Below are 22,487 nucleotides of genomic sequence, written 5' to 3'. Positions count from 1 at the left end.
GCACTGCAGTTGCCGATGCGTTCCGACAATTTCTGGGCCGAGTCCGGCGGGAAGGTCGGCGGGGCGCTCATCGCCGTCGCGATCTTCCTCGCCGTGGTCGGCCTGCTGATGTTCTTCGCGGACAAGGCGCCCAAGCGCGGCCGCGACGCGATCCAGTTGGGGCTCTTCGTGGCCCCCGCCCTGTTGCTGCTGATCTTCGGCCTCGTGTGGCCCGCGATCCAGACCATCCGCCAGTCGATGACCGCGGACGACGGCACCTGGAACGGCTTCGACAACTTCGTCACGATCTTCACGGATCCCGTGATGACGACGGTGCTGCGCAACACCATCATCTGGGTGATCCTGGTGCCGCTCGGCGCGACAATCATCGGCCTTGCGTATGCGGTCTTCATCGACCGCTCCAAGGGCGAGAAGGTCCTCAAGTCCCTGGTGTTCATGCCCATGGCGATCTCCTTCGTGGGCGCGTCGATCATCTGGGGCTTCATGTACGAGTACCGCGCCGAGGGCTTCGACCAAATCGGATTCCTCAACCAGGTGCTCGTGTGGTTCGGTCAGGAGCCGCAGCAGTTCCTCAACACCCCACCCGGGAACACGTTCTTCCTGATCATCGTGATGATCTGGATTCAGACCGGTTTCGCGATGGTCGTGCTGTCCGCGGCCATCAAGGGGTGCCCGCCGAACTCCACGAGGCCGCGTCGCTCGACGGCGCGAGCGCGTGGCAGCGCTTCTGGTCGGTGACGGTGCCGTGGATCCGCGGATCGCTCGTGGTCGTGGTCACCACCATCACCATCGCGACGCTCAAGGTCTTCGACATCGTGCGCACCATGACCGGTGGTCAGTTCGAGACCTCGGTGGTCGCCAACGAGATGTACTCGAGGGCCTTCCGGCTGGGTCAGCCGTCGATCGGTGCCGCGCTCGCGGTGGTGCTGTTCGTCATGGTGATCCCGATCATCATCTACAACGTCCGAGTCCTTCGTCAGCACAAGGAGGCGCGCTGATGTCCGTGCCCACCGCCCCCAAGACCGTCGAGGATCCCGACCTCACCCCCACCGAGCCCAAGAAGGCCAAGCGCGTCAAGACACGGCTCACGTCGCGCGGCGCCACCATCGCGGCGATCGTCATCGCGACCCTGTGGACCATCCCGGTCTTCGGCCTCGCGATCTCATCGTTCCGTCCCGAGCGCGAGGTGAAGACCACCGGCTGGTGGACCATCTTCGAGAACTGGGGATGGACCTTCGACAACTACAACACGATTCTGTTCGAGTCCGGAGCTTCCTCCGCGAGCCTCGGCCAGTACTTCGTGAACTCGATCGTGATCGCGATTCCCGGCACGATCTTCCCGCTGGTGCTCGCCCTCATGGCCGCGTATGCCTTCGCGTGGATCCCGTTCAAGGGGGCGTCGTGGATGTTCGTTGCGGTGTTCGCCCTGCAGATCGTGCCGCTGCAGATGGCGCTCATCCCGCTGCTGCGCATCTTCAACTACGACTGGATCGACATCTCCGGCACGTTTGCCGCCGTGTGGGTCGCTCACACGATCTTCGGCCTGCCGCTCGCGATCTTCCTGCTCCACAACTTCATCTCGGAGATCCCGCGCGACATCATGGAGGCCGCCAAGGTCGACGGCTCGAGCCACACCCAGACGTTCACCAAGATCGTTCTGCCGCTGTCCCTGCCGGCCATCGCGTCGCTCGCGATCTTCCAGTTCCTGTGGGTGTGGAACGACCTGCTGGTCGCGCTGGTGTTCTCGGGCGGCACTGTTCGCACGGCGCCGCTCACCCAGCGACTCGCGGAGTTCGCGGGCGACCGCGGCTCCGACTGGCAACTGCTCACCGCGGCCGCCTTCGTTTCGATCATCGTGCCGCTCATCGTGTTCTTCTCGCTGCAGCGGTACTTCGTACGCGGTCTGCTCGCCGGCTCCACCAAGGGCTGACGGGCATTGAGGGGGACCGAGCGGGGTCGGGGGCCAAGCGGCTCCCGGCCCCGTTGATCGCCGTCCCCGCCCCGCGCCGCCACCGCCTAGAATTGGCCCGTGAGCGACGCCCCCGAGTACGACAACGCCACCGCCTCCTCCGAGCAGCCCGTGCCGGAGAACCTTGAGACCGTGGCGACCCCGGTGCGCGTGCGCCGGTCACCGCTGTTCGGTCGGTTCATCGGCACCGGCGTGGCGATCGGGATTCTCGTGTCGATGCTGTTGGCGCTCTTCCTGCCGAACTCGACCGGCGTGGGCCGCTTCATGGTCTTCGTCGTCCTCACGCTGGGGCTCGGCCTGATCGGCGCCCTGGTGGGCGGCGCCCTCGCCACGTCTCTTGATCGCGGGCTCGATCGAGCATCGTCCCCACGTCCGGAAGGTAACCGATGACCGCTCGCCGCCCCGACGGCACCCCCTCACGCCGCGACGCGGCGGGGACGGGCTGCTCGGCCACGAACTCATGCCGGGCGAGAAGGCGCCGCAGGACGCGTGCGGCGTGTTCGGCGTGTTCGGGCCGGGCGAGGAGGTCGCGAAGCTCGCCTACTTCGGTCTCTACGCGCTCCAACACCGCGGCCAGGAGTCCGCGGGAATCGCGACGTCGAACGGCGACAACATCCTGGTCTTCAAGGACATGGGACTCGTGTCGCAGGTCTTCGACGAGGGCGCGCTGGAGGCACTCCAAGGGCACATGGCGGTGGGCCACACGCGCTACTCGACCACCGGTGCCTCGGTGTGGGCCAACGCCCAGCCCACCCTCGGTCCCACGGCCCACGGCACGGTCGCGCTGGGCCACAACGGCAATCTCACGAACGTGCCCGAGCTGCTCGACCTCCTCGCCTCGCGTGAGGGCATGGCCAAGCGCCTCGACCTGAGCGGCGGCAAAGGGACCGACACCGCGATCGTGACGGCGCTCCTGGGTGCCACGGGCTTCGACAGCCTCGAGGAGGTCGCTCTCGACCTGCTCCCGCAGCTGCGCGGCGCGTTCTCGTTCGTCTTCATGGACGAGCACCGCATGTACGCCGCACGCGATCCCCAGGGGATCAGGCCGCTCGTGTACGGGGCGCTGCCCAGCGGCGGCTGGGTGGTGGCATCGGAGACCGCGGCGCTCGACATCGTGGGTGCGCGCCTCGAGCGCGAGGTCGAGCCGGGCGAGCTGCTCGTGATCGATGAGTCCGGGGTGCGGTCGCAGCGCTTCGCCGCGGCCGACCCGAAGGGCTGCATCTTCGAGTACGTGTACCTCGCGCGACCCGACACCACCATCGCGGGCCGGTCGGTGCAGGCGGCGCGCCTCGCCATGGGGCGCACGCTCGCCGCCGAGCACCCGGTTGAGGCGGATCTTGTCATCCCCGTGCCCGAGTCCGGCACGCCGGCGGCGGTGGGCTACGCGCAGGCCTCGGGCATCCCGTTCGCCCAGGGGCTCGTGAAGAACTCGTATGTGGGTCGCACGTTCATCCAGCCGTCGCAGACGCTGCGCCAGTTGGGCATCCGTCTCAAGCTCAACCCGCTGCGCGAGGTCATCGCGGGGCAGCGCCTCGTGGTGGTCGACGACTCGATCGTGCGTGGCAACACGCAGCGCGCGCTCATCGCGATGCTGCGCGAGGCCGGCGCCGCGGAGGTCCACGTGCGGATCTCGTCGCCGCCCGTGCAGTGGCCGTGCTTCTACGGCATCGACTTCCCGACGCGCGACGAGCTCGCGGCGGTGGGCCACAGCCTCGACGAGGTCCGCGACCAGATCGGCGCCGACTCCCTGGGCCATATCTCGCTCGAGGGCATGCTCGCCGCGACGGAGCAGGCCGAGTCGCGCCTGTGCACCGCGTGCTTCACCGGCACCTACCCGGTCGAGCCGCCCGTTGACGCTCGCCACCTGCTCGTTTCCCAGCCCGTGGAGGTCCGTTCGTGAGTGCAGCTTCGCCCGAGGGCATCACCTACGCCGCCTCTGGCGTCGACACCGAGGCGGGTGACAAGGCGGTCGAGCTCATGAAGTCCGCCGTCGCGCGCACCCACGGACCCGAGGTGCTCGGGGAGTGGGCGCGTTCGCCGGGCTGTTCGACGCCTCCGCGCTGAAGTCGTACGAGCGCCCGCTGCTGGCCTCCTCGACCGACGGCGTAGGCACCAAGATCGTCATCGCCCGAGCCCTCGACGTGCACGACACCATCGGCCAGGACCTGGTCGCGATGGTCGTCGATGACATCGTGGTGTGCGGCGCCAAGCCTCTGGTCATGACCGACTACATCGCGTGCGGCCGCGTGGTGCCCGAACGGATCGCGGACATCGTGCGCGGTATCGCCGTGGGCTGCGAGATGGCCGGCGTGGCGCTCGTGGGCGGCGAGACCGCCGAGCACCCCGGCGTGATGGAGCCGGACGACTACGACGTCGCGGGCGCCGCGATTGGCGTGGTCGAGGCCTCCGAGCTGTTGGGCCCGGACCGCGTGCGCTCCGGCGACGTGGTCGTCGCGATGGCCTCCTCGGGACTGCACTCGAACGGCTACTCGTTGGTGCGATCCGTGGTCGCACACGCCGGCTGGTCGCTGTCGACATCGCTCCCTGAGCTGGGCCGCACCGTGGGCGAGGAGCTGCTCGAGCCCACCCGCATCTACGCGAAGCTGTGCGTGTCGCTGGCCGCGTCGACTCCTGGGTTGCGAGCGTTCTCGCATGTGACGGGCGGCGGACTCGCCGCGAACCTCGCGCGTGTGCTCCCGCGCGGCCTCGCGGCGACGGTCGACCGCGGCGCGTGGGACCTGCCCGCGGTGTTCTCCGTGGTGCAGGCCGCCGGCTCCGTGCCGTGGAACGACCTCGAGTCGACGCTCAACATGGGCATCGGAATGGTCGCGGTGGTCTCGCCGTCCGATGCCGATTCCCTCATCGCCGCCTCGGGCGCCGCGGGAGTCCCCGCATGGGTGCTCGGTTCCGTGGTGACGGACCCGGCGCTGCCGGTGGGACCCGACGTGGTGCGCGGCGCCAAGGGAGTCGACGGCGGCTCGGTGCTGATGAGCGGCACCTACCGGGCGTAGACCGCTCGGGGCCTGTCCGCGCGCGCCTTCTTTCGCAAGTCACACACCTGGCGCCACGTAGGTCCGCGATCCCGCACGATGCGCGGCTCACCTGTCGCGAGATGTGTGACTTGTGAACGCAGTGGGGAGCTGCACGTCGAGAGACTCTCGCCATCGTCACGCCGGCCTGGGGATGGCCCGACGCATCCTGAGGAACCGCCACACCTCATCCACCATGAGCGCGGGACGGTTGATGACGTCCCAGGCGGTGTAGCGCATCGTCGCGGAACCCGACAGGAGCGTCGACCTGTCTCTCGCGCGGTCGCGACCGAACGACGAGTCGTCCGAGTGGTAGCTCCACCCGTCGACCTCCACCACGAACAGCCCGCCGATGAGGAAGTCCACCCGTCCGGTGCCTGGCCAGGAGTACTGGAACTCGAACGGGATCTTCGCGGCGTGGAGCGCCACCCGCGCGAGCGTCTCGGGAGGCGACTGGGTGCGTTCGTCGGCGAGGGCGAGGAGCCAGTCGCGCCGGCGCCGGGATGTCACGTCGAACGCCGCGACATCGTCGAGAGTGACCGTGCGTTTCGCGAGGGCCGCATCGAGCGCGATCAGTTGGTCGACGCGGCCGATGCACCGCGCGGACTCGTCGAGAGCGAGTGCGGGTGATACCCATTGGAGCCTGCCCATGGGCGAGAGGTGCCAGCGAACGTGAGCCGGAGTCGAGAGGTTGCGCCCTGACTCGCTGCGGTGAAATCCACGCGTCAGGTGAATGAGGCCTCCGGCAGGCGGGACGGGCAGGCCCAGACGATCGAGCTCGGTCACACACGTGGCCGTTCCCTGCCACGCGACCTCGGCACGTCGCACGGGATCCGCGCCCCGAACCGTGTAGCAGCCCCGGCGGACGCGGTGCAGCTCGCCGGATCGGACGGCGGCGGTCAGTGCCGTGCCGGGCACACCGAACGCGGCGAAGGTCGAGCGCTCGACGGTTCCTCCGAGCGAGGCGGCGAATCGCGCAAGGTCCATGACCCGACCTTGTCGGCGCGAGCTGTCACCGTCGAGCGGCCCACCCAGACCTGTGGAGAGCCGGGCGCTGACTCGAGCCTGTGCATACGTGCGGTCGCCGCCCGTACCCGTTCACAAGTCACACATCTCGGGACCCGTAACGCTGGAAGCGAGCACAAACCAGCGCCTACCCGGCGTCAGATGTGTGACTTGCGGAGGAGAAGGGGGACAGCAGGCGGGACAGCGCGAGGACTCAGTCCTCGTCGTCGGCCCAGCGGTCGTAGTAGTCCTCGGGCTCGTCCACGACGGGGGCAGCCACCGGGGTTCCGTCGCGAGAGATCAGCTCGCGCTCAAGCGCACGGATGTCGGTTCCGTGGTTGGTGTACTTGAGCTGGCGTGCGATCTTCGCGTCCTTAGCCTTCTGACGGCCTCGCCCCATGTCGCCGTCCCTTCCGCTCTCGCGCGCCTCGCTGTGGGCGCCGCGTCGTCATTCCTGACCCGCAGTTTACAACGCGCGTCAGGCCCGCCGCGACTTCCCTCCTGAGGTGCCGCGCGGGTCACCCGACCTGCGCAGGATACTCCAGCACCCCCAGCGACGCGCCCGAATGTGACACAAATCGCATATACAGGAAAACTCGCCCCATCGCCGTCATAATCGGAGGTGTCGGGCGTCTCAATCGGCAGCCAGGCCTCCCCCCAGAGGCGCCACGATCGACTGAGGGATAGACACGATGACTGACACCGTTCACGAGCCGGAGAAGCTACTCACGCCATCCGAGGTTGCCGCGATTTTTCGCGTCGACCCCAAGACGGTCACCCGCTGGGCCAAGGTCGGCAAGCTGAGCTCGATCCGCACGCTCGGCGGCCACCGCCGCTTCCGTGAGGCCGAGGTCCAGGCGCTGCTCGCCGCGGCACAAGAGGGTCGCTGACCCTCGCCTGACCGCCCCTCCTCGGGGAGGGGTGCCGCGCGCATCGTCGCCGTGTCCGAATCCCGCCGGACCGGTGTCGGACCCCAGGCGTAGCCTGCTCTCATGATCGACTCACCGCTCATCGCGGCGTCCTACGAAACGCCGTTCGGCACCCTGACCGTGCTGCTCACCCCTGAGGATGGGGTGGTGCGGTCCTCGGGCTTCAGGACGATGCTCGATACGGCCTCCGCGCTGCCGTCGCGCCTGCAGTCGCGCGGCTGGGTCGAGGGGGACCAGCCGGACGTGGCCGCCGCCGTTGCAGCCTGGCTTGAGGGCGACGCCGACGCGATCACCGACGTGCCCGCGGCGCAGGACGGCGGGCCGTTCTTCCAGGAGGCGTGGGCACAACTGCGCGCCGTTCCCGGCGGCACCGTGGTGTCGTACCAGGAGCTCGCGACGCTCGCGGGCCGCCCGCGCGCGATGAGAGCCGCGGGAACCGCGTGCGCGCGCAACAACCTCGCGCCGTTCGTGCCGTGCCATCGGGTCGTGAAGTCGGGCGGCGAGCTTGGGTCGTACGGCTTTGGGGGAGCGAGCGCCAAGGCAGCGATGCTCGAGCTCGAGGGACAGCGCCCCCGCACCGCGGCAGTCGTCTCGTGACCCAGGCGCCCGCCCGCGCGTGGGTGCCCGCGTTCATCGTCGCCGCGGTGTCCTGGGGGTCAAGCTTCCTGTTCATCTCACTCGCGCTGCGCGGCCTCACCGCCACCCAGGTGGGCTTCGGTCGCGTGCTGATCGGTGCGGTGGTGCTGTGGGCCATGCTCCTCGTGGCCCGTCGCAAGCCGCAGCTGAGTAGGCGCGACGTCGCGAGCATCGGCGTGGTGGCGATCGGCCTGTCGACCGTGCCGTTCGTCCTCATCCCGCTTGCCCAGCAGCACATCACGTCCATCCTGGCGAGCCTGCTCAACGCCACCACGCCGCTGTGGACCGCGCTGTTCGTCGCGCTCCTCATTCCGCACGAGCGCGCGACGCGTGCGCAGGTCGCGGGCCTGGTGGTGGGAGCGGTGGGGATCGCGGTGCTGCTCGGCGCGTGGAACGTGAGCGAGCTGCCGCTGTGGGGAGCCGCGCTCATGCTGCTCGCGACCGCGTTCTACGGGGTGGGGTCGACGATGTCGCGCATGCTGCTCACGCGCGTCAAGGAGGGGCCGACCACCCTCTCCGCCGTGCAGATCGGGATCTCCGCGGTGCTGTTGTTGCCGTTCGCCCTCGCCGCCCCGGCTCCCGCGGAGGGCGCCCTCGCGCTCGACTCCGAGGTGCTGTGGGGGCTGCTCGCGCTCGGGGTGCTGGGGACCAGCTTCACGTACGTCCTCTTCTGGCGCGTGGTGAAGCTCGCGGGCGCGACCACCGCGGCGTCGGTGACCTACGTGGTGCCGATCGTCGCGACGGTCCTGGGCGTGCTCGTGCTCCACGAGGAGCTGCTGTGGCACGAGCCGGTGGGCGCCGTCGTGGTGCTCGCGGGGGTGTGGCTCGCGCAGCGCAAGCCGCGTGAGCGCGCTCGCTCCGAGGTGGTCGGTAGCGGTGCGGTGCCCCCGGCGGCCCCTGCCGTGGAGGCCAACGAGCGGGTGTGAGCGAAGGCTAGGACAGCCCGACCGCCGACTTCACGTTGTCGATCGACTCGTGAGGCGTGAGGTCCTTGTTCTTCTTGATGAGGCTCGCGCCGATCCCGGCGAGGATCAGCACCAGCAGGAGCAGCGCGCCGCCAACGGTCAGCGCGGCGAGCCACGCGGGCCAGACCTCGGCGAGGCCAAGGATCGCGGCGGTCACCAGCACTCCGGTCGCGAAGAAGCCGAACACCCCTGCGCCCACGAGCAGGCCGATCCCGACCCCGATGCCCTTGAGCTTGCGTGCAATCTCTTCCTTGGCGCGCGCGATCTCCGCCTTGATCACTCCCGTGATCCGGCCCAGCAGGCCGGCGACGATCGCATTGACGAAGTAACGTCCGAAGTTGTCGGGCATGCGGAACCTCCCAGTAGATGTTCCCTAGTCAATCGTCTATCGGCACGGGTGCGCAAACGCGTGAGCCTGAAGCAGGGACGATGCCTCAGTTGCTACGGTCGTGGCCGTGACCTCAACTGCCCTCGCGTCCGAGCACGCACCCGTCCCCGTCCCGCTCATTGTCGACACCGACACCGCGTCGGACGACTGCTTCGCGCTGCTGCTCGCGCTGCTCGATCCCCGCGCCGACCTACGTGCGATCACGATGGTCCAGGGCAACGTGGGCTTTGACCAGCAGGTCCACAACGCCTTCCTCACGCTCGAGGTCGCGGGCCGGCTGGGCGAGGTGCCGGTTTACCTGGGCGCACGCGAGGCGCTGGGCGGAGGCTGGGTGGGCGCCGAGGACGTGCACGGCGACGGCGTGGGAGGCCAGCGTCGCACCAATGACGCCACTCCGGAGCCCGAGCATGCGGTCGACGCGCTGGTGCGCCTCGCGGCCGCGTCGCCGGGCGAGATCACGGTGGTGGCGATCGGTCCTCTCACGAATCTGGCGCTGGCCATCGAGCGGGACCCGAGCTTCGTGAGCAACGTCCGTGAGTTGATCGTGATGGGTGGCTCGCTCGACGGAGTGGGGAACATCACGCCCGCGGCGGAGTACAACATCTACGCGGATCCCGAGGCCGCGGCAGCCGTGGTCGGCGCCGGCTTTGCGCGCCTGCGGTTCGTGACCTGGTCGCCCGTGACCCTGCGCGACGCGGTCTTCGACGCGAACCGCGTGGCCCGCATCGAGGCGACCGGCACGCAGCGTGCCGCGTTCTTCGTGCGCGCGAACCAGGCGCCGTTCGACTTCGACACCGCTCACGGCGCCGCCGGCTCGACCCACCCCGACACGTTGTCGGTGCTCGCGGCGATCGACCCCGCCGTGGTGGTCGAGGAGGTCCCGTTCGTGATGACGGTGGCGCTCGAGGGGGAGCGGCGCGGCGCGACCGATGTGGTGCCGGCCAACCCCGGCGACGCGAACTGCACCGCGATCACGCTCGCGGACGGCGAGCTTCTCTTCGAGACGATGCTGGGGATCCTGTCGCGCTGAGGCAGCACCTTCTCGCGGGGCCGGCGCGGGCATCGTCTGATGTGGCCCTGTCTCGTCAGGCACGTGGGTGCCGGGCGCGAGAGGGCGGTCAGGCGAGTCCGGTCCTGAACACTCCGCCGTGGCTACTCTTGGCTTCTCGACTGTCGCCGCATGCGCGGAGCCAGGTGGGTGGGCGTTTGCCGGTATCGCTCTGAGTCTGTGGGGGTGTTGCGCATGACAATGGCCAGAGTCGTTCGCCTCGTCGCGGCGGTCGGGATGGCCGTGATCGGGGTGTTGTGGGCGTCGTCGCCGGACACGAAGTGGCCCGGGGTCGGGCTCGTCGTCGTGGCCGTTGGCATGGTGGCGACCGAGGTAGGCAGGATTCGGCGCGAGGCGCATCCTGAGGACCTTGTTTCCCGAGACGACTAGGTAGAGCCGACCAGCAGGCAGCAGTCCTGACACAGACCTCGTCGCGAGTGCTCATTCGAGCACCGCGATGGGGTCTGTTCTCTTTCATCGCGACGCTCTGACCGCCGACATCGCTGACGTTGGCGGCGGATGACGGTCTGGGCTGAGCGGGCGTGCGAACCAGGCAGTGTCGCCAGTCGGCGGTGACGGGCCTCGCGCACGTCGCCGTCGAGTCGGTCGGCTGCGTCGCGCAGCGCCCTAGAGTCCGCGGCGGGTGGCGCGTGCCGCGAAGTCATCCATCGCATCGAGGACATCCTTCGCCTGCCACAGCTGGTTGCGGCGATCCCTGGAGGTCTGAGTGAGGACACCGGCGTCGACGAGAGTGCCGATCGCGTTGAACGCGCCCTGTGGGGATGAACCGAGGAAGCGGGCGACGTGCCCGGAGTTGACGACGGGCTGGGCGAACAGGTGGTCGGCCAGGCGCCAGGCTCCCGAGTCGGAGCGGGCCCTGATGCGGGCACGCCAGTCGTCGTGGATGCGCGTGGTGTCGTTGGCGAGGCGGCGGCCGTTGGCGACGGCGCGCATTGCTGAGGTGGCGAAGGTGTCGACGATAGGGGAGATGTCGCCTTGCCGGTAGGCGGACAGTGACCGGAAGTAGCCGTCGACGTCGCCGAGCAGGCCGGAAGAGACGGGCACGGTGGTTGCCATCGCGTGACCGGTGTTCCTCAGCAGGGTGTGGACGATGGCGCGTCCGGTGCGGCCGTTGCCGTCGACGAAGGGGTGGATGGTCTCGAACTGGGCGTGGGTGATTGCGGCGAGCACGATCGCGTTGAGCTCGAGGCGGCGCGAAAAGGCGGTGAGGTCGTCGACGCAGTCGTTGATGCGTTCCCAGCGGGGCGGGATGAAGTCGGCGCCGTGCGGGGACAGGTTGGGCTTGCCGATCCAGACGGGCTCGCGGCGGAAGTGGCCGGCGATGTCGGGCTCGGAGCGTTCCATCAGCGTGTGGTGGATGTGCAGGATGTGCTCGCGGGTGAGGTCGCCGCTTCCAGTCATGGCTCTGGTCATGGCTGCGACGTTGTCGGCGACGAGGTCGGCGTTCTGGCCGGCGGTGATACCGAGTGCGGCGGTAGCGAGGTTGCGGGAGTTCGCGGTGAGGTGCTCGATCTGCGAACTCGATGCGGATTCGGTGCGCAGGAGCACCGCAGGCATGGGCACGGGTAGGGCGGCGGCTTCGCGGTCGAACATGAGGATCTGCGCGGCGGCATCGGCGGCCTGCTCGATGCTGGCGGGGGAGAGCTCCGCGAGCGGGTCAAGGTCAGCGATGGTTGCGGGGATCGCTGCTTGGTAGGGGCGCGCCTCGAGCCGGATGACCTGCTGGATCGGCGCTGCGCCGCGCAGCTCGTCGGACAGACGCCACTGCACGTCTTCGTAGTCGAGTGCGGGCCAGCCGCGGTTGGGTGCGGTCAGGTTGAGGTCGGCTTCGGCGCCGCTGGCGTTGTAGGCGTACTGGCCGCCGGCGGGGGTGCCTGCGGTGCGCCGTGGCCGCTCGCTCATATCGTTGACCTCTCCGGACTCTTGTTCAATGATAATCTCATAGCCTTGAATATGGAAGGGCGGCGATCAAGGTTGAAGTAGTGCCGTTGAGCAGCAGCGGAGTTCCGTCACGGCTGCGAGCGGTCAGAGGCGGCCCTCGAGCATCCGGTCAAGGTATGCGCCGCGCATGTCGGGTCTGCCGCGCCGATAGGTGAAAGACCTCACCTCACCGTTCACCACGCCCCGCTGCGGCAAGTGCCCCCAGAAGTGGGGGCAGCGGCGAGTTGCTGAGTCTCGATAGCGTCTTAGCAGGTACTTCGATGAAGCAGTCCACACAGGGAGGGGCTCATGAGCACTGTTGAACCGCGTCCGGGGAATGGATGGCGCCATGAGCGCAGCGCCGCCGGCATCAACGCGGCCGCCACGGTGGTACTCGCGGCGGTCGGTGCCGCATTTACTGCGGGCATCCTCACCTCTGCCGAGAGCTCGGCGCCGATAGTGATGATCGGAGCTGTCGCGGCGCTTCAGGCGCTTGCGTTCGCGTATGCCACGGACTTGTCGCTCAGGTACCGCATCCTGTCAGCGCTCGGACTGCTTGTCCTATTCGCATCGGCATTCGTCCCCGGGGTGATCCACGAGACACCGCTTACCGTTGGCGCTGCCTTGGCTTTGTCAGCTCTCGGCTCGATGCCGATATGGGCTATCGCGGTCTGGCGCGTGACTCTCACTCGCCGTGCCCTCGGGTGAGCGCGCTGTCAGTTGCAGCACTCGAACACAGACGTGACGCCTCTGCGGCGTCGCCATAAGGCACGCGGGAAACGCCTGCGTGCTCAGGTCTAGATGAGCCAAGGGGGCTTGGAAGGTGCATAGATCGACGCGGATGGCTGTTCACGGCGTGCTCGGAGCAGTATTGATTGACCGGAGCGTCTGAGCCTAGGTTCCCCCGTATGTAGCAACACGTGCTCGTGCGTGCCAGTGCGGGTCCAGGCGCAGATACCCCAGCCACGCCAGAGTCCCGTTGTCGGTGCGGTGGCACAGCCAGCGGGTGCTGATACCCGCAGGTGGTGCACTCACTCGTGCCCGTTCGACCGAGCGATGGTGGCGTCCGCCGCGGTCAACCCGGCTCCGATGAACGCGATCATCGCACCGATGAACTGCGCCGTGACGGGTCCGTCCCAGCCGGCGGCGCGGGCGATCCCGTCACCGACAAGGATGCCGAGCGCGAGAACGCATAGGAGGATGCCGGCCAGTCGGCGGCGGGTGAGAGTCACACGCATCGGTCATCCTTGAGAAGGAGCGACACGCCGAGGCTCCTGCCCTCGGCCGCGACGTCGGTCGCGCCGGGACTACTTGCGACGGCGACGGCGGTCGCCCCTAACGTGGACATGGGCATCACGCGCCCCCGGAATCGTGATCCGCGACTGGTGTCCGGGTCGCCGACACGGGCATGGCGGGGCCGGTGCGAGCATCGTCCCCGGCAAAGCAAAAGGCCCCCGGGATCCGGGGGCCTTGCTGGTGGCTCCGACGGGCGTCGATCCCGTGACCTCACGATTTTCAGTCGTGCGCTCTACCAACTGAGCTACAGAGCCTGGCGTAGAGACGTCTCCCTACTGTGAAACGTAAGGCCCCTTCGTTGAAGGGGCCCACGTGTCGCGACCCTGACGGGACTTGAACCCGCGACCTCCGCCGTGACAGGGCGGCGCGCTAACCAACTGCGCTACAGGGCCTTGAGACTCGCAAACGCGAGCAAGACGTATGAAGTTTAGACCATCTGGAACCCGACCTCGTACCCCCAACGGGATTCGAACCCGTGCTACCGCCGTGAAAGGGCGGCGTCCTAGGCCGCTAGACGATGAGGGCTCATCCACGCGTGGTGCATGTGCGTCGAAGACCTAGAGAAGAATAGTGTCTCCGCCGGGAAAACACCAATCGCCTCTCGCGCCTAGCATCGAGCCATGGTGGAGATGACCCGTGAGGACTTCGAGAAGGCCGTCGACGACGCCCTCGATTCGATCCCCGACGAGCTCTTGGAGATGGTCGACAACTGCGTGATCCTGGTGGAGGACGAGCCCGAGGGCGACGACCCCGACCTGCTGGGTCTCTACGACGGCGTCGCCCTCACCGACCGCGGCGACCTGTGGGGCGGCGACCTCCCCGACCGCATCTTCATCTACAGGAACCCGACGCTGCGGATGTGCGAGGACGCCGACCACGTGCGCGAGGAGGTCGCGGTCACCGTGGTGCACGAGATCGCACATCATTTCGGGATCGACGACGCGCGCCTGCACGAACTGGGCTGGAGTTAGCCTGGATCGAGCCGGATTGCCAGCAAGGGAGCGCACCATGGACCACGACACCTTCGAGTTCGGCCCCGTCCCGACGGGCTGGATGTGGGGACCGCGACCGCGGCGCACCAGATCGAGGGTGGAAACGTCGGCAACGACTGGTGGGACTTCGAGCACACCCCGGGAAGCGGGACGCGCGAGTCGAGCGGCGACGCATGCGACTCGTGGAACCGCTGGCGCGAGGACCTCGCGCTCGTCCGGGCCGCCGGACTCGAGGCGTATCGCTTCAGCATCGAGTGGAGCCGCATCGAGCCCGCCGAGGGCGAGTTCTCGATCGCCGCTCTCGAGCACTACCGCGAGATGCTGCTCGCCGCGCACGCCATGGGTCTGCGCACCGCCGTGACGTTTCACCACTTCACGACCCCGCGCTGGCTCGCCGCGCAGGGCGGATGGGCCAACCCGATCGTGGTCGAGCGCTTCGCCCGCTTCGTGGACATCGCGGCGCAGCACCTGGGCGACCAGATCGACCTCGCGTGCACCATCAACGAGCCCAACGTCGTCACGCACGCGGGCTACGTGGGAGGGATCTTCCCGCCCGGGCGACCGGGAGACCTCGACGGCTTCCGGGCATCGTCCCTCCACATGCGCGCCGCCCACGAGGCCGCGCGTGAGGCGCTGCGCCGAGGGCCGGGCGACTTCCCGATCGGCCTCACGCTCGCGCTGCCCGACACCGTCCTGCACGAGGACGGCTCGCGCGAGAGCGCGGGTGTCCGCGTGAGCGACCTCGGGCCAGACGGGCCGCGCGGCGAGCTGGGCTGGCTCACGGCGGGCCAGTACCTCGAGACGGCACGCGACGACGACTTCATCGGCATCCAGACCTACTTCACCGAGCACGTCGATGCCGCGGGTGAGCTGCTGCCCGTGCCGCCGGGCGAGCGCGTCACCCAGATGGGCTGGCCGTTCACGCCCGAGGCGCTCGGCCGGTCCGTGCTGCTCGCGTCGCGCGTCGCGGGCGTGCCCGTAATCGTCACGGAGAACGGCGTCGCGACCGAGGACGATGCCGAGCGCATCGAGTACTACACGCGGTCGCTGCGGTCGCTGCGCGAGGCGATGGACGCGGGCGCGGACGTGCGCGGCTTCTTCGCGTGGAGCCTGCTCGACAACTTCGAGTGGGCGATGGGCTTCGAGCCCGCGTTCGGCCTGGTCGCGGTGGATCCGGTCAGCTTCGCGCGCAGCCCCAAGCCGTCCGCCGCGTGGCTGGGCAGGGTCGCGGCGGCCAGCAGGAGGAGCTAGGGGCGTCGCCTACCCCAGCTCGGTCCATCCCTGACGCGCGAGGTCGTGCACGAACTTGTTCAACACGCCCTCGGCCTCGGCATCCGACTCGCACACCTCGTAGCCCACGTGCGGCGGCGCGTCGGGGCGCGCGGTGTCCGTGGTCGTGATGACGATCGTCGCGCCATCGTCCTCGAGGCTGAAGGTGCGCACCTGGGTGCCGAGCGTGAAGGCGAAGGGTTCCATCCCACCAGGCTAGAGGCGCGCCGATGCCCGGGTCGCCCACGCGCGGCGGGCGGCCCGGGCATCGTCCCCCAGGGCTACAGGTCCTCGGGAACGGTCGCGATGTTGGGGGTGACCTCCTCGGCGCCGCGCAGGCGCGCGACCCAGCCCAGTCCGTGGAAGATCGCGAGGGCCGCGATCGAGCCCAGCGCGATGCCGTTGAAGACCATCGAGCCGGCGTGGGCGGTGAAGTCCGCGGTGCCGACGATCAGCGCGACGGCGGCGGTCACCAGGTTCACGGGACGCGTGAAGTCGACCTTGTTCTCGACCCAGATGCGCGCACCCAGGATCGCGATAAGGCCAAACAGCAGGACGGACAGTCCGCCCAGGATGCCGCCGGGAATCGCGGCGACCATCGCGCCGAACTTGGGCACGAGGCTCAGCACGAGCGCGACCCCCGCCGCGGCCCAGTACGCGAGCGTCGAGTAGACGCGGGTCGCGGCCATCACGCCGATGTTCTCCGCGTAGGTCGTGGTGCCCGATCCGCCGCCGAGGCCGGCGACGGTGGTCGCGAGTCCGTCGGCGAACAGCGCGCGGCCCGTCTCGGGGTCGAGGTTGCGGCCGGTCATCGCGGTGACGGACTTGAGGTGGCCGATGTTCTCCGCGATGAGGATGAGCACGACGGGGATGAACGCGACCAGCACCGAGCCGTCGAACGTGGGCGTGTGGAACTCGGGCAGTCCAAACCACGCGGCGTCGCCGATGAACTCGACGGGGGACTTACCGCCCAGCGAGTCGAGCGCCGTGGTCCACTCCCCGCGAATTGCCGCGAACACCGCGCCGACGAGCGCGCCCACGAGAACCGCGATGCGACCCAGGAAGCCCTTGAAGGCGACCATGGCGACCAGCACGCACGTGAGGGTCACGAGCGCGGTCCACGGGCTCGCCTCCCACTGGCCGCGCGCCGCGCCCGCCAGGTTGAGACCGATGAGCGCGACGATCGAGCCCGTGACCACGGGCGGCATCGCCTTCTCGATCCACGTGGCGCCCGCGAGGTGGACCACGACGCCCACGAGAGCGAGGAGCACGCCCGCGAGCAGCACGCCTCCCAGCCCGCGAGAAATGGTTGCGGCGTCGAGGGGGCGTTGGCGCTGGTGACGCCCGCCGCCGCGAGCGGCGCGAGGAACGCGAACGAGGACCCGAGGTAGCTGGGCACGCGGTTGCGGGTGATGGTGAGGAACAGCGCGGTGCCGATCGCGCTGAAGAACATCGTGGTCGAGGCGGGCATCCCCGTGAGCGCGGGGACCAGCAGGGTCGCGCCCATCATGGCGAGCACGTGCTGCGCGCCGATGCCGATCGTGCGGGGGTACGTGAGGCGCTCGTCGGGGGCGACGGCCTCACCCTGCCGCACGGACCGCCCGTCTCCGTGAAGCTTCCAGGTGAACATGCTCATGCATCGCTCCTTCGCACGCGGGATTCGCCGGGTCGGCGTGCCGCGCGCATGCGCGGCTGGGCGCAATCTAGCGACGATGCGCGGGTGGCGCCAAGGGCCTCAGGTCCCGGGAGGGGCGGTGGACTCGCGCACGGTGACCGACCCGACCTCCGTCACGGTGTTCGCGGGCGCCCCGCTCGCGAGCGTGCAGGACGCCGCGCCGACCTCCGTCGACGCGCAGGACTTCGCCGCTCCCGGCGAGGTCACCGTGTCCGGCGCCGCGCAGACCGCATCGGGTGCGCTCGACGCGAGCCTGACGGTGCTCATCACCGAGTCGACGCTGGTTAACATCAACCCCGACTCGACCACGACGGCGTCCGCGACCTCCACCGAGTCCGGATACCCCGTGGACCGCACGCGCAACCGTGTGCAGAACGACAAGGGCTGGTCGAACTGGGTGGGCAGCAACAAGCCCCTCCAGGACACGCTCACGTACCAGTACGCGGGTATGCGCGACCTCGGAAGCGTGGCCGTCTCCTTCTACGCCGACGGCAACATGTCGAGCTGGGCGCAGACCACCGCGATCGAGTACCGCGACGCGGACGGCGCTTGGCAGACCGTGCCGGGGCTGGGCGCGATCACGCTCAGCAACTCGACAGCTGGCGGGGCTCCCGTCATCGGCGAGACGTTCGAGCCGGTGCGCGGCGACGCGCTGCGCGTGGTGCTCAACGCCTTCCCGAACACCCACATGGTGGACTCCGAGGTCGAGGTGGGCGCCCTGGCGCCCAGCCCTGCCGCCGAGGCCGGCCTGGCCACGCTCCGCGTGGATGGCGTCGAGGTCGACGGCTTCGACCGCGACGTCACCGAGTACGAGGCGACGAGCGTGGGCGCCCAGTACCCGACGGTGTCCGCGGTCGCGGTCGACCGCGAGGCGCGGGTCACCGTGACCCAGCCGAGCGGCGACAACGGCGGCGTCGCCACGGTCACCGTGCGGTCCGCGGATGGCTCCGTCACGGAGTCCTCGACCGTCGCGATCACGCGCCAGGTGGGCGTCGAGGCGGCACTGCCCGCGCGGGTGACCACCGGCACGGCCGTGACGGCCACCGTCGAGACGGATCCGGCCGATGCCGCCCTCGCCTTCGAGTGGCTGCTCGACGGCGACGTCGTGGGCAAGGACTCCACGTACGAGGCCCCTGCCTCGGCGGTGGGTGCCGAGCTCGCGGTGCGCGTCGCCGCCACCGCCGACGGCTTCACCGCGGGCTCGATTACGAGCGCGACGGCGACCGTCGAGCCTCCCGTGTCCTTCGTGGATGTGGAGGGTTCGGAGCATGCTGTGGCGATTGGGTGGCTTGCTGCGGAGGGGATCAGCACGGGTTGGTCGACGCCGGCAGGTCAGGAGTTCCGTCCGTTGGCGGACATCACGCGTGATGCGATGGCGGCGTTCTTGTACCGCTTCGACCAGCTCGACTAGCGACGTCCACCAGAGCGGAACCCCCGCGGCTCCGCCACACAAGCCACCCCGGCATCGGCCCTCAGCGGCCTCCGCGGGCGCGACTCGCCGACGACACGCCGGGACCTGTGTGGCGGAGCCGCCTCGACGGGCGGAGCCGCGAATCCGTGTGGCGGAGCCACCTCGATGGGCGGAGCCGCAGCGAGACAGAGCCGCAGCGCAGGGGCGCGGCTAGCCCTTGGGGTGTGCCGCCCAGGCGCTCTCGACCATCTGCGTCACGTCGTGGCGCATCGCCCAGCCCAGGTCTCGCGTGGCAAGGACGCCGTCGGCGACGATGATCGCCGGGTCGCCCGCGCGGCGCGGACCCTCGACGGGCGCCATGTCGGTGCCGGTCGCCGCCACGATCGCGTCGACGATCTCGCGCACCGAGGTCCCCGCGCCGGAGCCCAGGTTGTAGACGGGCTCGAGGGCATCGCCGGCGTCGAGGCGCTGCGCCGCGACCACATGCGCCGCCGCGAGATCGCTCACGTGCACGTAGTCGCGGATGCACGTGCCGTCCGGGGTCGGGTAGTCGGTGCCGTTGACCTGTGGGGCCTTGCCCGCCTGGATCGCGGAGAAGACCTTGGGGAAGAGGTTGTGCGGCGAGGCGTCGTAGATGTCCGCGTAACCCGAGCCCACCACGTTGAAGTAGCGCAGGCTCGTGGCGGCGAGCGGGGCGCCGGCCATCGTGGTCGCGCGCACCTGGTCCCGGATGAGCCATTCCCCGATCAGCTTGGACTCGCCGTACGGAGACTCGGGGCTGGTGGGCGTGGACTCGGTTACGACGTCCGTGGGCGGGGTGCCGTAGACGCCCGCCGAGGAGGAGAACACCAGGCGCGTCACGCCCGCGCGGTCCATGGCCTCAAGCAGGCAGCCGGTTCCCTCGACGTTCTGGCGGAACGTGTGAACGGGGTACTTCACGGACTCGCCCGCGTACTTGTAGCCCGCGCAGTGGATGACGCCCACGACGCCGTGCTCGGTGAGGGCGGCAGCGACGGCATCGGTGTCGAGGATCGACGCGTTGACGAACGGCACGCCCTCGGGGATGAACGCCTCGATGCCGCTCGAGAGGTCGTCGAGCACCACCGGCGCGATGCCGGCGTCGAGCAGAGAGCGGACCACGTGGGATCCGATATAGCCGGCTCCGCCGGTGACAAGCCAGGACATGTTCCTCCTTGAGTGGGGACGATGCGGGGTGGAGTGACGCGGGGCGTCAGAGATCGCGGTGGGCGCCAGCGGCGGGGTTGACCACGAAAATGATAGGAGCGGTGAAGCCGGAGTCCGCGAAGGCCGCCTCGATCGCGGCGCCGACCTCGTCCGCGCGCCCCACGTCGATGAGCGCGATCGCCGCGCCGCCGAATCCGCCGCCGGTCATGCGGGCGCCGATCGCTCCGTTGGCCAGCGCGGTCTCGACGGCCAGGTCGAGCTCGGGCACCGAGATCTCGAAGTCGTCGCGCATGGAGGCGTGCGACTGCACCAGCAGGTCACCGATTGCGCGCGGGCCGTCCGCCTGGACCACCTGCGCGGTGCGTGCGACGCGGGCGTTCTCCGTCACGACGTGCTTGACGCGGCGGAAGGTCTCGTCGTCGAGGACCTCGGCCGCGCGCGGCAGGTCGGACTCGGACAGGTCGCGCAGCGAGGGCACGCCCATCGCGGCGGCACCTTCCTCGCACGAGCGGCGGCGAGCGCCGTAGCCACCCGTCGCGTGCTCGTGGTGCACCCGGGTGTCGATCACGAGCAACTCGAGGTTCTCATCGGCGAAATGCAGTGCCACGGGCTCGGCGGTCTCGGCGCGCACGTCGATGAGGACGCCGTGGCCGGCCTCGCCCATGAGCGACGCGGTCTGGTCCATGTTGCCGGTCGGGGCGCCCACGGCACCGTTCTCCGCGAGCTGGCACACGCAGATGAGCTCGCGGCGGCTGAGGCCCAGGTCCCACAGGTCGTTGAGCGCGAGCGCCACGCCGCACTCGATCGCGGCGCTCGACGACAGCCCGGCGCCCAGCGGAACGTCGGAGGTGAGCATGATGTCGACGCCCACGCGGCCGTCGAGGCTCACGCCGCGCTCGCGCATCGCCCACACCACGCCGAACACGTACGCGCTCCAGCCGTCGAACTCGCTCGGGTCGAGCGCGTCGAGCGACGCCTGCGCGGGCTCGGGCATCGCGCCGGAGTGCACGGTGAGCAGGCGGTCCTCGCGCATGCCGACCGCGGCCCACGTGCGACGCTCGATCGCGAAGGGGAACACGAGGCCGTCGTTGTAGTCGGTGTGTTCGCCGATCAGGTTGACGCGGCCGGGGGCCGACCACACGCCGTCGGGGCGGCGTCCGTAGCGCTCCTCGAATGCGCGTGCGGTGGATTCGGGCGAGGGAATGTCGATCACGATGCCTCCACGGGCTGCTCGTCGTCTGCTCGAGCGATCGCGTCGCGGAGCGCGCTCACCTGATCTTCCTGCGGGATGTCTGCCACCCATGCTCCCATGGCGGCCTCCGAGCCTGCGAGGAACTTCATCTTGTCCTCCGCGCGTCGCGGGCTGGTGATCTGCAGCATGAGCCGAACGCCGGACGTGGTGTCGACCGGGGCCTGGTGCCACGCGGCGATGTAGGGCGTGGGCGTCGAGTACCTGGCATCGATGCCGCGCAGCAGGCGGAGGTAGATGCCCGACAGCTCCGCGCGCTCGGCCAGCGAGGTGTGTGCGAGGTCCGGCACGTCGCGGTGCGGCATCATCTGGATCTCGACGGGCCAACGCGCGGCGAACGGCACGTACGCCGTCCAGTGTTCCCCGGCGATGAGCACGCGCGGGCCGTTCGCCTCGCGGTCGAGCACGTCCGCCATGAGCGACGGCCCGTAGGTCCTGATCGAGTCGAGAAGGCGCTGCGTGCGCGGGGTGACGTAGGGATAGGCGTAGATCTGACCGTGAGGGTGGTGCAGCGTCACGCCGATCGCCTCGCCCCTGTTCTCGAACGGGAAGACCTGGCGCACCGCGGGCACGGCGGACAGTTCCGCAGTGCGGTGCGCCCACGCCTCGATCACGGTGCGCATGCGCGAACGGGTCTGGGTGGCGAGCGAGCCGTCATGCTCCGGGCTGAAGCACACCACCTCGCAGCGTCCCGCAGACTGCGCGGCGCGCTCGAGACCCACGCCCTCGAGGGAGGCGTCGAGCTCGCCCGCCGGGCCGAACGACGGCGACTTGTTCTCGAACACCGCGACGTCGTAACGGTCCGGGATCTCCGAGGGGTTGTCCGGAGTCTGCGGCGCGAGCGGGTCGAGGTGGGCGGGCGGCAGCATCACGCGGTTCTGGCGTGCGGCGGCCACCGTGATCCACTCGCCCGTGAGCGGGTCCTGGCGTAGCGCCGCGGTGGCGGGACGGGGAGCGAGGTCGCGCTGGTCCCGGCGGCGCTCGGGAGCAAGGGTCGTGTCGGCGTCGTCGAAGTAGAGCAGCTCGCGGCCGTCGGCGAGGCGGTCGCGCAGGACCCGGACCGCGGGGTCGCTGATCGGGCCGTGCGCAGGGCCGGAGCCGGGGGTCGGGGTGGGGGTGAGTGTCTCGGGGCTCATCGGCTCTCCGTCATGAGTCGGTGGGTGCATGTTACCGTCAACATGTTATCGTCAACATGGCGGGTTGAAGACCGGGACCTCGGGCCCGGCATCGCCTGATCCTGGTCCGACCACGCATCGTCGCCGCGCGCATCGTCGCCGCGCGCATCGTCGCCGCGCGCATCGTCGCCGTGCGCATCGTCTCCGCGCGCATCGTCTCCGCGCGCAAGTCACACATCTGAGGCCAGGTGAGTCGGATTCCCCGTTCAGCCGCGAGCCACGTGTCGCCAGATGTGTGACGTGCGGTTGGTCGGGTGGTCGGCCGGGTCGGGTGGCCGAGCGCCAGCGAGCCCCGAAGTGCACGCCGCGAGCCGGGTGCCGTGGG

Annotated in this window: 20 protein-coding genes, 3 tRNA genes and 3 pseudogenes; 13 read left to right on the top strand and 13 right to left on the bottom strand. The window is 69.6% G+C overall.

The window, feature by feature from the left end:
* Positions 1–15: 15 nt before the first annotated feature.
* The 5 genes and pseudogenes from QUE44_RS09455 (at position 16) to purM (ending at position 4,980) form a co-directional block, all read left to right on the top strand.
* Positions 16–998: pseudogene (locus tag QUE44_RS09455) on the top strand (carbohydrate ABC transporter permease).
* The gene (locus QUE44_RS09450) at positions 998–1,930 is read left to right on the top strand and encodes a carbohydrate ABC transporter permease (RefSeq protein ID WP_286214269.1); all 933 of its coding nucleotides are present in this window, start codon (positions 998–1,000) and stop codon (positions 1,928–1,930) included. The pseudogene QUE44_RS09455 and the gene QUE44_RS09450 overlap by 1 nt, the downstream one beginning before the upstream one ends.
* 99 nt (positions 1,931–2,029) lie before the next feature.
* Entirely contained in the window at positions 2,030–2,359 is a 330-nt protein-coding gene (locus tag QUE44_RS09445) for a hypothetical protein (RefSeq protein ID WP_286214268.1), read from the top strand.
* Positions 2,360–2,429: 70 nt separating this feature from the next.
* Positions 2,430–3,869: an amidophosphoribosyltransferase gene (purF, locus tag QUE44_RS09440; RefSeq protein ID WP_286214267.1), complete on the top strand. Its 1,440-nt coding sequence runs from the start codon at positions 2,430–2,432 to the stop codon at positions 3,867–3,869.
* Positions 3,866–4,980 (top strand): annotated as a pseudogene (purM, locus tag QUE44_RS09435) (phosphoribosylformylglycinamidine cyclo-ligase). Before purF ends, purM begins: the two are co-directional and overlap by 4 nt.
* Before the next feature lie 156 nt (positions 4,981–5,136).
* Here the strand turns inward: purM and QUE44_RS09430 are convergent.
* Complete coding sequence (locus tag QUE44_RS09430) at positions 5,137–5,985, bottom strand: type IV toxin-antitoxin system AbiEi family antitoxin domain-containing protein (RefSeq protein ID WP_286214266.1); 849 nt, start codon at positions 5,983–5,985, stop codon at positions 5,137–5,139.
* A 232-nt stretch (positions 5,986–6,217) separates the two neighbouring features.
* Positions 6,218–6,403: a DUF3073 family protein gene (locus QUE44_RS09425; RefSeq protein ID WP_286214265.1), complete on the bottom strand. Its 186-nt coding sequence runs from the start codon at positions 6,401–6,403 to the stop codon at positions 6,218–6,220.
* A 292-nt stretch (positions 6,404–6,695) separates the two neighbouring features.
* Between QUE44_RS09425 and QUE44_RS09420 the strand changes: the two genes are divergently transcribed.
* From QUE44_RS09420 to QUE44_RS09410, 3 genes are all read left to right on the top strand, one after another.
* Positions 6,696–6,893, top strand: coding sequence for a BldC family transcriptional regulator (locus tag QUE44_RS09420; RefSeq protein ID WP_286214264.1), 198 nt, complete (start codon positions 6,696–6,698; stop codon positions 6,891–6,893).
* Between the two features lie 102 nt (positions 6,894–6,995).
* Positions 6,996–7,529, top strand: coding sequence for a methylated-DNA--[protein]-cysteine S-methyltransferase (locus QUE44_RS09415; RefSeq protein WP_286214262.1), 534 nt, complete (start codon positions 6,996–6,998; stop codon positions 7,527–7,529).
* Positions 7,526–8,494 (top strand): DMT family transporter, encoded by a 969-nt coding sequence (locus QUE44_RS09410; protein ID WP_286214261.1) that lies wholly within the window; start codon positions 7,526–7,528, stop codon positions 8,492–8,494. Before QUE44_RS09415 ends, QUE44_RS09410 begins: the two co-directional genes overlap by 4 nt.
* Before the next feature lie 7 nt (positions 8,495–8,501).
* Here QUE44_RS09410 and QUE44_RS09405 read toward each other — a convergent pair whose 3' ends face one another.
* A complete protein-coding gene (locus QUE44_RS09405; protein ID WP_286214260.1) occupies positions 8,502–8,882 on the bottom strand; it encodes a phage holin family protein in 381 nt (126 codons plus the stop codon).
* A gap of 106 nt (positions 8,883–8,988) precedes the next feature.
* On the opposite strand from QUE44_RS09405, the gene QUE44_RS09400 reads away from it, so the two are divergent.
* Entirely contained in the window at positions 8,989–9,951 is a 963-nt protein-coding gene (locus QUE44_RS09400) for a nucleoside hydrolase (RefSeq protein WP_286214258.1), read from the top strand.
* Between the two features lie 645 nt (positions 9,952–10,596).
* Here the strand turns inward: QUE44_RS09400 and QUE44_RS09395 are convergent.
* Positions 10,597–11,892, bottom strand: a complete 1,296-nt coding sequence (locus QUE44_RS09395) for a Fic family protein (RefSeq protein WP_286214257.1) — start codon at positions 11,890–11,892, stop codon at positions 10,597–10,599.
* A gap of 327 nt (positions 11,893–12,219) precedes the next feature.
* Here QUE44_RS09395 and QUE44_RS09390 point away from each other — a divergent pair, with 327 nt between their 5' ends.
* Positions 12,220–12,618: a hypothetical protein gene (locus tag QUE44_RS09390; RefSeq protein WP_286214256.1), complete on the top strand. Its 399-nt coding sequence runs from the start codon at positions 12,220–12,222 to the stop codon at positions 12,616–12,618.
* A gap of 323 nt (positions 12,619–12,941) precedes the next feature.
* On the opposite strand, the gene QUE44_RS09385 is transcribed toward QUE44_RS09390, so the two are convergent.
* From QUE44_RS09385 to QUE44_RS09370, 4 genes are all read right to left on the bottom strand, one after another.
* Positions 12,942–13,148 carry a hypothetical protein gene (locus QUE44_RS09385; RefSeq protein WP_286214255.1) on the bottom strand — a complete coding sequence of 69 codons (207 nt, stop codon included), beginning with the start codon at positions 13,146–13,148 and terminating at the stop codon, positions 12,942–12,944.
* 236 nt (positions 13,149–13,384) lie between these two features.
* Positions 13,385–13,460 (bottom strand) — tRNA-Phe (locus QUE44_RS09380).
* Positions 13,461–13,524: 64 nt separating this feature from the next.
* Positions 13,525–13,598 (bottom strand) — tRNA-Asp (locus QUE44_RS09375).
* Between the two features lie 60 nt (positions 13,599–13,658).
* Positions 13,659–13,731 (bottom strand) — tRNA-Glu (locus QUE44_RS09370).
* A gap of 95 nt (positions 13,732–13,826) precedes the next feature.
* Here QUE44_RS09370 and QUE44_RS09365 point away from each other — a divergent pair.
* Together QUE44_RS09365 and QUE44_RS09360 are read left to right on the top strand one after the other, a co-directional pair.
* Positions 13,827–14,177, top strand: a complete 351-nt coding sequence (locus QUE44_RS09365; protein ID WP_286214254.1) for a metallopeptidase family protein — start codon at positions 13,827–13,829, stop codon at positions 14,175–14,177.
* Between the two features lie 84 nt (positions 14,178–14,261).
* Complete coding sequence (locus tag QUE44_RS09360; RefSeq protein ID WP_286214253.1) at positions 14,262–15,449, top strand: glycoside hydrolase family 1 protein; 1,188 nt, start codon at positions 14,262–14,264, stop codon at positions 15,447–15,449.
* Positions 15,450–15,458: 9 nt separating this feature from the next.
* Here QUE44_RS09360 and QUE44_RS09355 read toward each other — a convergent pair whose 3' ends face one another.
* Positions 15,459–15,674: a hypothetical protein gene (locus QUE44_RS09355; RefSeq protein WP_286214252.1), complete on the bottom strand. Its 216-nt coding sequence runs from the start codon at positions 15,672–15,674 to the stop codon at positions 15,459–15,461.
* A 74-nt stretch (positions 15,675–15,748) separates the two neighbouring features.
* Positions 15,749–17,103 (bottom strand): annotated as a pseudogene (locus QUE44_RS09350) (uracil-xanthine permease family protein).
* A 118-nt stretch (positions 17,104–17,221) separates the two neighbouring features.
* Between QUE44_RS09350 and QUE44_RS09345 the strand changes: the two are divergent.
* Positions 17,222–18,553, top strand: coding sequence for a hypothetical protein (locus QUE44_RS09345; protein ID WP_286214251.1), 1,332 nt, complete (start codon positions 17,222–17,224; stop codon positions 18,551–18,553).
* A 210-nt stretch (positions 18,554–18,763) separates the two neighbouring features.
* Here the strand turns inward: QUE44_RS09345 and galE are convergent, their stop codons facing one another.
* From galE to galT, 3 genes are read right to left on the bottom strand one after another with little or no spacing between them, the layout of a single operon-like run.
* Positions 18,764–19,738 (bottom strand): UDP-glucose 4-epimerase GalE, encoded by a 975-nt coding sequence (galE, locus tag QUE44_RS09340; protein WP_286214250.1) that lies wholly within the window; start codon positions 19,736–19,738, stop codon positions 18,764–18,766.
* Between the two features lie 46 nt (positions 19,739–19,784).
* Positions 19,785–20,951: a galactokinase gene (galK, locus tag QUE44_RS09335; protein ID WP_425558042.1), complete on the bottom strand. Its 1,167-nt coding sequence runs from the start codon at positions 20,949–20,951 to the stop codon at positions 19,785–19,787.
* Positions 20,948–22,123, bottom strand: coding sequence for a galactose-1-phosphate uridylyltransferase (gene galT, locus QUE44_RS09330; RefSeq protein WP_286214249.1), 1,176 nt, complete (start codon positions 22,121–22,123; stop codon positions 20,948–20,950). The genes galK and galT overlap by 4 nt, the downstream gene beginning before the upstream one ends.
* Between the last annotated feature and the right edge of the window lie 364 nt (positions 22,124–22,487).

Source organism: Demequina sediminis, assembly GCF_030296675.1.
Lineage (GTDB): Bacteria > Actinomycetota > Actinomycetes > Actinomycetales > Demequinaceae > Demequina > Demequina sediminis.
The sequence above is the reverse complement of the archived record's forward strand: the minus strand, read 5'-3'. Positions and strand labels throughout refer to the sequence as shown.

Bases quoted from the DNA above. Each gene is read 5' to 3' on its own strand.
- QUE44_RS09385 (WP_286214255.1), bottom strand. From the start codon at position 13,148: ATGCGTGTGACTCTCACCCGCCGCCGACTGGCCGGCATCCTCCTATGC.
- QUE44_RS09430 (WP_286214266.1), bottom strand. From the start codon at position 5,985: ATGGACCTTGCGCGATTCGCCGCCTCGCTCGGAGGAACCGTCGAGCGC.
- QUE44_RS09365 (WP_286214254.1), top strand. From the start codon at position 13,827: ATGGTGGAGATGACCCGTGAGGACTTCGAGAAGGCCGTCGACGACGCC.
- QUE44_RS09425 (WP_286214265.1), bottom strand. From the start codon at position 6,403: ATGGGGCGAGGCCGTCAGAAGGCTAAGGACGCGAAGATCGCACGCCAG.
- QUE44_RS09405 (WP_286214260.1), bottom strand. From the start codon at position 8,882: ATGCCCGACAACTTCGGACGTTACTTCGTCAATGCGATCGTCGCCGGC.
- QUE44_RS09420 (WP_286214264.1), top strand. From the start codon at position 6,696: ATGACTGACACCGTTCACGAGCCGGAGAAGCTACTCACGCCATCCGAG.
- galT (WP_286214249.1), bottom strand. From the start codon at position 22,123: ATGAGCCCCGAGACACTCACCCCCACCCCGACCCCCGGCTCCGGCCCT.
- galE (WP_286214250.1), bottom strand. From the start codon at position 19,738: ATGTCCTGGCTTGTCACCGGCGGAGCCGGCTATATCGGATCCCACGTG.
- purF (WP_286214267.1), top strand. From the start codon at position 2,430: ATGCCGGGCGAGAAGGCGCCGCAGGACGCGTGCGGCGTGTTCGGCGTG.
- QUE44_RS09450 (WP_286214269.1), top strand. From the start codon at position 998: ATGTCCGTGCCCACCGCCCCCAAGACCGTCGAGGATCCCGACCTCACC.
- QUE44_RS09355 (WP_286214252.1), bottom strand. From the start codon at position 15,674: ATGGAACCCTTCGCCTTCACGCTCGGCACCCAGGTGCGCACCTTCAGC.
- QUE44_RS09415 (WP_286214262.1), top strand. From the start codon at position 6,996: ATGATCGACTCACCGCTCATCGCGGCGTCCTACGAAACGCCGTTCGGC.
- QUE44_RS09395 (WP_286214257.1), bottom strand. From the start codon at position 11,892: ATGAGCGAGCGGCCACGGCGCACCGCAGGCACCCCCGCCGGCGGCCAG.
- QUE44_RS09390 (WP_286214256.1), top strand. From the start codon at position 12,220: ATGAGCACTGTTGAACCGCGTCCGGGGAATGGATGGCGCCATGAGCGC.